9 protein-coding genes are annotated in these 7,440 nt (G+C 43.0%); all 9 read left to right on the top strand.

From position 1 onward, the window contains the following. Nucleotides 1-149: nickel-dependent hydrogenase large subunit (locus WA010_RS01945; RefSeq protein WP_422555494.1), on the top strand; the 149-nt coding region annotated here is incomplete at its 5' end. 27 nt (nucleotides 150-176) lie between these two features. Then, nucleotides 177-770 carry a TetR/AcrR family transcriptional regulator gene (locus tag WA010_RS01940; protein ID WP_422555493.1) on the top strand — a complete coding sequence of 198 codons (594 nt, stop codon included), beginning with the start codon at nucleotides 177-179 and terminating at the stop codon, nucleotides 768-770. Further along, a complete protein-coding gene (locus WA010_RS01935) occupies nucleotides 751-1,647 on the top strand; it encodes a hydrogenase (RefSeq protein ID WP_422555492.1) in 897 nt (298 codons plus the stop codon). The genes WA010_RS01940 and WA010_RS01935 overlap by 20 nt, the downstream gene beginning before the upstream one ends. After that, complete coding sequence (locus WA010_RS01930) at nucleotides 1,634-2,929, top strand: nickel-dependent hydrogenase large subunit (protein WP_422555491.1); 1,296 nt, start codon at nucleotides 1,634-1,636, stop codon at nucleotides 2,927-2,929. Before WA010_RS01935 ends, WA010_RS01930 begins: the two co-directional genes overlap by 14 nt. Before the next feature lie 324 nt (nucleotides 2,930-3,253). Then, entirely contained in the window at nucleotides 3,254-4,159 is a 906-nt protein-coding gene (locus WA010_RS01925) for a Dam family site-specific DNA-(adenine-N6)-methyltransferase (RefSeq protein WP_422555490.1), read from the top strand. Further along, nucleotides 4,149-4,859 (top strand): hypothetical protein, encoded by a 711-nt coding sequence (locus tag WA010_RS01920; protein WP_422555489.1) that lies wholly within the window; start codon nucleotides 4,149-4,151, stop codon nucleotides 4,857-4,859. The genes WA010_RS01925 and WA010_RS01920 overlap by 11 nt, the downstream gene beginning before the upstream one ends. 17 nt (nucleotides 4,860-4,876) lie before the next feature. Next, nucleotides 4,877-5,476 (top strand): pentapeptide repeat-containing protein, encoded by a 600-nt coding sequence (locus WA010_RS01915; RefSeq protein ID WP_422555488.1) that lies wholly within the window; start codon nucleotides 4,877-4,879, stop codon nucleotides 5,474-5,476. 150 nt (nucleotides 5,477-5,626) lie between these two features. Then, entirely contained in the window at nucleotides 5,627-6,865 is a 1,239-nt protein-coding gene (locus tag WA010_RS01910; protein WP_422555487.1) for a hydrogenase small subunit, read from the top strand. After that, nucleotides 6,858-7,440: nickel-dependent hydrogenase large subunit (locus WA010_RS01905; protein WP_422555486.1), on the top strand; the 583-nt coding region annotated here is incomplete at its 3' end. The genes WA010_RS01910 and WA010_RS01905, both read left to right, overlap by 8 nt.

Below are 7,440 nucleotides of genomic sequence, written 5' to 3'. Positions count from 1 at the left end.
GGATTAAACTCGCCGATCCGTCCGCACCGTTGGAAGTATTGCGCGCGGTTCACTCATTCGATCCGTGTCTTGCGTGCGCGGTGCATGTGATCGATGCAACGGGAAAAGAGTTGTCACAGTATAAAATTATGAATGCTTGTTCGGTATAATTAGGTTATTTGAATTAGGAATGAACATTGGCACGCCCGACAAAAGAAGAACGTAAAATCTCGATCATGAGCAAAGCATTGGAGCTCTTCTCGAAAGAGGGATTTTACCAAACGACTATGCCCTCTATCGCCGAAAAAATCGGGATGAGTGTCGGCAATCTCTATAACTATTTCACCTCCAAAGAGATGCTAGCCAAAGATCTTATCCTCTATATCGCCGAAATTTTAGGACAAGAGATCCGTGCCATCAACGAAAGTGATCGTACAACCCAAGAGAAGATTGAAGCGATTGTCCACATGTATTTCCGTATTGCCAAAGATCGCCCTGAGACCATCGAGTATTTTTTACGGGTCTACCTCTCCAACCGCGAAGTGTTTCAAAACAGCTGTGAGGGGATGATTTGCGTCTCCGCATTTGTAACGGAGATGATGATTTTCTTCGAAGAGGGTGTTCGGTGCGGTGAGTTGAGAGATCAGGACTTTTTCAGTGCATTCGGTCTTTTTATGGGATATTTGGGGGGGATGGTGTTTATCAACGGCGAAAATATCCTCCCGAAACCGTTAGAAGAGTACGCCCCCACTATCGCCGAAAATATCTATTATGCCCTCAAAACCCGCTAAACTCCGCGTTATTTGGTTGCAAGGGATCACTTGCAACGGCAACACCCACTCGTTTTTAAATGATCCTTCGCTGGGGAGCCTTTTGGAATCGGTCGAATTTATCCATCATCCGCTTCTGCCATGCTCCAAAACACTCAAAGAAGTCGTCAAAAAGCTTCCTAAATCGGATATTTTGATTTTCGAGGGGGCATACCAAGCTGATTTTGAGCGTGCGGGAGTGGCGATGGAGAGCTTACTCATGAACCTCGCTCTTAAGACAAAACATATCATTTCACTGGGCAGCTGTGCGAGTTTCGGAGGGATTTTTAAAGAGGCTTCACCTGAACATATCAGCGGGATACTTTTCGATAAAGAGAATGAGAGCGGTCCGCTCAAAGATATGAGAGAAAAAGTGATCACCCTCAGCGGATGTCCCATCCATCCCAAATGGCTCAGTTTTGTTCTCGATATGATCGTACAAGGCAAAAAAATCAGTGTCGATGAGTACCACCGTCCCAAAGAGCTTTATGGCTATCTCGTCCATAACGGCTGTTTACGTAACGAGTATTTCGAATGGAAAGTGGACAGTGAGCACTTCGGAACCAAAGAGGGGTGCTTGTATTACGCCCAAGGGTGCCAAGGACCTTTTACCCGCGGCAGCTGTAACAAGATCCTCTGGAACGAGGTGAGCTCGAAAACCCGCGCTGGAACACCGTGCGTCGGATGCACCGAACCCTCTTTCCCTAGAACAGAACTCTTTAGCACCAAAACCTATATGTCGATTCCCGCAGATATGCCGCTGGGAATCCCGAAGCGAAGCTATCTCGCACTTGCAGGGGCGGCGAAATCGTTTCATATTAAACGGCTTGAGGGGAAATTGATCGATGATAACGCATGAACTGATCGAGCGGATCGAGGGGGAAGCCATACTCGATTTTAAAACCGATAAAAGCGGAATCGTCGAAGAAGCTGACATCCGATTTGTCCATTTTCGGGGGATGGAGGCGATTTTGGAGGGGCGTAACGCCCTTGATGCCCTCGTCATCGCTCCGCGTGTCTGCGGTATCTGCGGACACTCCCATCTCATCGCGGCGGTGCGGATGATTGAGAATGCTTATGTCGATGCGGGATTTTCCCTTTCAATCAGCCCCAAAGCCCGTGCGATCCGTGAAATCACCCTAGAGTGCGAACTGATCCAAAACCATATCAAATGGCTCTATCTCGTCATGCTACATGAGAGCGGCAAGCTCTTGGGAGAAGAGGCAAACGTTTCGCTAAAAGCCCTTTATGTCACCTCGCAAATCAACCAGCTCAGCGCCCTTTTCAGCGGGCAATGGCCGCACAGCTCCTATGCCATCCCCGGAGGGGTGACGTGCGATCCGACCCATATCGAGGTGATGCAAGCGTTAAAAATCCTCAGCGAGGTAGAGCAGTTCGTTGCGAAAGAGGTTTTGGGGTGCCCGTTAGAGAAGTTCGAGTTGCATCTCACAAACGATTCGCACCGTGCGTTGGAGGGGGATTTTTCAAAACTCTTGCACCAGTTTGAGAGGTTAAATCTTCTGAACTCAGGAAAAAGCCACGGACGGTTTTTGGTTTTGGGCGAGAATGCAGGCTCACTCGACAACGGTGAGCGAAGCGTCGCCGATATTGCGCTCGTGAGCGAGGACAGCTCCCACACCTTTGCTCACGGCGGTAAAACTCATGCCAAAAATGCCCTATACAACGGGGTATTTTATGAGAGCGGACCGCTCGCTCGCGCCCTCATCACTGAGAGGTCGGGGATCGGATCACTTTATCATCAGTATGGCGATAGTGCATTGACCCGTTTGAGTGCCCGTATCGATGAGATGGTAACGCTGATCGTTCATGTTCGCTCATTGCTCACGTTCCTCGATCTCTCCCAACCCTCATTTATCCCTCCTTCTCACATCGAGAGTATCAGCGGCTCTGGGGTAGGGATACTCGAAGCCCCGCGCGGATCGCTGATCCACCGTGCCCGAATTGAGCGGGGGAAAATAGTAGAGTATTCGATTATCACCCCGACGCAGTGGAATCTAGGTAATGGAACGGCTTTCAATCTCGGTGTAGCACAGAGGGCGATGATCGGAGCCGAATCGATAGCCAAAGCGTCACTGATCTTTCGCACCTTTGATGTCTGCTCGGTGTGTACGACGCATTAAGGGAAAAATTATTAGCTAGGAATCTTATGGATGGTTGTGAACTAGAAAAAATCAACGATAGTGTATGAAGTGCTACAAATTGTAGTTGGTTGGTTTTTTATAAGAATTTTGCAAAACATAACTATACGATGCTGGAATTACTCAGATCAACACTCGAAGCCAAATGTAGAGAATGAAGTATTGATGAAGATTATAAATGAGCTAAATGCGAATAGATACAAATTTTAAAGAGTTGAAAGTAAGTATTGCATTTTGAAATATATTAGAAGTTATAAAATGATTAAAAGCTATAATATAAATTATGTAAAGTATGAAGGAAAAATTATGAAATTACCTCACCCCATACAATACCAAGGTAGTAAAAGAAGTTTAGCATTACAAATTCTTCAATATTTTCCATCAGATATTGAAACTTTAATAGAACCATTTGCTGGTTCAGCCGCAATAAGTATTGCTACAGCACATTATGGTTATGCAAAAAACTTTATTATTAATGATCTAAATAAGCCTTTATTAAAATTACTTGAATTAATTATTGAACATCCAGATGACGTGTCTAAAAATTATGAGATTATTTGGAATCAACAAAGTGAAAATAGTGTAGAACATTATTTTACTATTAGAGATGAATTTAACAAATCTAATGATAGTTTTTTATTTTTATATTTAATGGCAAGATGTGCAAAAGGCGCAGTGCGATATAACAAAAATGGTCAATTTAATCAGAGTCCTGACAAAAGAAGAAAAGGGACTATGCCTCAAAATATGAAAAAAAATATTTATGGTGTTTCTTCTTTGTTAAAAGGAAAAGCAAAATTTAAATCTATGGATTATCGTCTTTTAATTGATGATTTATCGGATAAAGATCTGGTATACATGGATCCGCCTTATCAAGGTGTATGCTCAAATAGAGATTCTAGATATTACTCTGGTATAGAACATGATAAATTTGTGAATTTTTTAGAACAATTAAATAAAAAAAAAATATCTTATATTATAAGCTACGATGGTAGATTAGGTGATAAGCAATATGGTGAGTCTCTACCTACATATTTAAATTTAGAACATATTGAAATTAATGCTGGTCGCTCTTCTCAAGCTACATTACTTGGGAAAAAAGATATTACATATGAATCTTTATATTTATCGCCTGCATTACTCAATCGCATTTCGTTTAAAAATATAACGGATATTAATTCTAAAAATAAAGAGTATATGTATGCCTCGTGAAAGAAATGATTTTTTAAACTTATTAAAATCTGTAACTGCAAAACGTCCAAAAACTGTAATTGATCATATATTAGAATATGGATTTATAACTTCTGAAGAACTTCAAAGTACATATGGATATGAACACCCACCAAGGGCTGTACGTGATGTTAGAGAATATGGAATTCCTATTGAAACCTATAGAGTATCTAATTCAAATGGTAAAAAAATTGCTGCTTATAAGTTCGGGGATATAAAAAAGACACGTTTCTCAAAATTATCTGGTCGTACGGGGTTGTCCAAAAAAATCAAAGAAGAGTTAATAAGTAAATATGGGTGTAAGTGTTTTATTTATTTAGAACCAGTTGATGAAAAAGATTTACAGATAGATCATCGCATTCCTTTTGAAGTCTCTGGAGATGGTAATGGAGAATTTAATTCTGAAGATTTTATGCTTTTATCAGCTTCAGCTAATCGTGCTAAATCATGGTCTTGTGAAAATTGTAGTAATTGGAATAATGATAAAAATGAAGAAATATGCTTAAGTTGTTATTGGGCGTATCCTGAAGAATATAATCATATTGCAATGAAACAAGTTAGAAGAGTTGATTTGATTTGGGAAGAAAAAGAAATTGAGAAATATGAATTACTCAAACAAAATGCAGAATTAAACAATAAGAGTATTCCTGATTTTGTTAAAGATTTAATTGATAGTAAGTAAAAATTAGAAAGTTTTCAATGACCCCCATCACCAACAACATGGACGTATTCGCCGAAAAATTCGAGGGTATTGATCTTCACGGCAAAAAGATCACCAAAGCTGAATTTGATGACTGCACCTTCGTCTCTTGCGATTTCAGCGAAACCTTTTTTTCGTCTTGCAAATTTACCGAATGCCGTTTCGAAAACTGTAATCTGAGCCTCATGAAACTCACTAGCAGTAAAATGAGCGATGTTGAGTTTATTTCGTGCAAGATGATCGGGATCGATTGGACGATGGCCGATTGGAAGAGTTTGCTCAATGCCGACCCTTTGCGATTTCGTGAGTGTATCCTCAATGATAGCAATTTTTTCGGTCTGAACTTGGAAGGGTTGGTGATGCGGGAGTGCCGAGCCAAAGAGGTCGATTTTCGCAACGGGACGTTTCAAAAAGCGGACTTTAGCTTGAGCGATTTCAAAGGGGCGTTATTTGGTAATACCCACCTCGAAGGTGCCAACTTTACCGACTCCTCGAATACCTCTATCGATGTACGCTCCAACCATCTCAAGGGGGCTATTTTTAACCGCTATGAAGCACTGTTTTTACTCGAATCGATGGGGATAATATTAGTAGATTAAATCTCTTTTTTCCTGCTCATTTTTTCTTATTAGTCCCAAAATTAAATAACAAATTATCTTTTTAAATTAAATTTTATCTTTTAAATATTCGTTTAAGTTATCCAGTCGTAGAATACTGAATGATTGTTCATTTAATTAGAGGAGGGGATTATGTCCGATAGAGTAGAAGCGGTTAAAAAACTGTTTACTTCCCAAAGTTCGCGTGTTGAGACGAACAAGGGTGAGTCGTATTACCAAGAGCTATTCGAAAAATGTGAGGCGCGCTTGAATGAGATGCGCTCAAATCAGCCGGTTAACAAGCTCGACTTTGCCGACTTGCTCGAAGAGAACGGGATTGATAGACGTGAGTTTATGAAATGGGCGAGTGCAACGACAGCGATGTTGATGCTCCCTCCGATGTTCACACCGCTCGTTGCCGATGCCGCGTTGTTGATGAACCGTGCGCCCGTCATTTGGTTGGAACTCCAAGACTGTGCGGGTAACTCTGAAGCCCTTTTACGCTCTGACGGCCCTAAAATCGATGAGATCGTTCTCGACATCATCTCCCTCGAATTCCATGAAACGCTCCAAGCCGCATCCGGTCATCAGGCTGAAAAACAGCTCGATGAAGCAATGGAACATTTCAAAGGCAAATACCTTCTTTTCGTCGAGGGTGCTATCCCAATGGGAATGGATGGTCAATACGGAACGATCGGGATTAAAGCCGAAACGTTCCATGATCATCTCGTCCGCTGTGCTGAAAATGCAGCAGCGGTCATTGCGGTCGGAAGCTGTGCGACATTCGGAGGGATTCCTGCTGCTGCTCCGAACCCTACCGGTGCGGTCGGGGTTATGGATGTTATTAAAAACAAACCTCTTATCAATATCCCCGCCTGTCCGGCAAACCCTGCCAATATGGTGGGTGTGATCTTGCATTATGTCTTGACGGGGCAAGTGCCTGAACTCGATTCCCTTCTCCGTCCTAAATTTGCATTCGGTTATCGTATCCATGATAACTGCGAACGCCGTGCCCACTTCGATGCGGGTGAGTATGTCGAAGAGTGGGGCGATGCCGGTGCTCAAAACAACTTCTGTCTCTACAAAATGGGGTGTAAAGGGCCGATGACGTTTAACAACTGCTCTATCGTCCGCTATAACGAAGCAGTAAACTGGCCGATTGGGGTCGGTCGCGGCTGTATCGGTTGTTCGGAACCGGATTTCTGGGATAAATACGCCCATGAGCGTCCTATGGCGGATGCGAAGATCAAAGCACCGACTGGCGGAGTCGAAAAAAGTGTCGATGAATTCGGTTTGGGCTTGTTGACCGCAGCGGGGATCGGTATTGCGATCCATGCCGCAGCCAGTACCGTAGCCGGTAAACGAGAAAAATCAGGAGAGAACCATGAGTAAGCATATAGTAGTTGACCCTATTACCCGTATTGAGGGGCATTTGCGTATCGAAGCGGTCATTGATGATAATAACACGATTGTGGATGCCTACAGTGCATCGACGATGTTCCGTGGTATTGAAACGATTTTGCAAGGGCGTGACCCTCGCGACTGCGGATTGTTGGCGATGCGTATTTGCGGTGTTTGTACCGGTACTCACTATCAACGTTCCATTGAAGCGGTTGAGGATGCGTTTGCTATTACCATCCCTAAAAATGCTCGTATTGTTCGTAACTTGATCCAAGGTGCGTTGTATGTGCATGACCATGTCGTCCATTTCTATCACCTCCATGCGTTGGACTTCGTTGATGTTGTTTCAGCATTATCCGCTGATCCGGCTAAAACAGCGGCAGAAGCTCGTAAGTGGGCAACCGTAGCAGGCTCAAATCCGTTTATCGACGGTGAGAGTGAATTTAAAGCGATCCAAGAGCGTGTTGCAAAATTTGTCAAACAAGGTCGTTTGGGGATTTTCGGAAACGGTTACTGGGGTAATCCTCACTATAAACTCACTCCGGAACAAAACCTTATCGGGGTTG

It is taken from the genome of Sulfuricurvum sp. (assembly GCF_049305995.1).
Taxonomy (GTDB): domain Bacteria; phylum Campylobacterota; class Campylobacteria; order Campylobacterales; family Sulfurimonadaceae; genus Sulfuricurvum.
Note: the sequence above shows the minus strand (reverse complement) of the source record. Positions and strands in the feature narration are given on the sequence as shown.

Excerpts from the sequence above, each read along its gene's own strand:
- WA010_RS01910 (WP_422555487.1), top strand. The coding sequence starts at position 5,627 with ATGTCCGATAGAGTAGAAGCGGTTAAAAAACTGTTTACTTCCCAAAGT.
- WA010_RS01915 (WP_422555488.1), top strand. The coding sequence starts at position 4,877 with ATGACCCCCATCACCAACAACATGGACGTATTCGCCGAAAAATTCGAG.
- WA010_RS01920 (WP_422555489.1), top strand. The coding sequence starts at position 4,149 with ATGCCTCGTGAAAGAAATGATTTTTTAAACTTATTAAAATCTGTAACT.
- WA010_RS01935 (WP_422555492.1), top strand. The coding sequence starts at position 751 with ATGCCCTCAAAACCCGCTAAACTCCGCGTTATTTGGTTGCAAGGGATC.
- WA010_RS01925 (WP_422555490.1), top strand. The coding sequence starts at position 3,254 with ATGAAATTACCTCACCCCATACAATACCAAGGTAGTAAAAGAAGTTTA.
- WA010_RS01930 (WP_422555491.1), top strand. The coding sequence starts at position 1,634 with ATGATAACGCATGAACTGATCGAGCGGATCGAGGGGGAAGCCATACTC.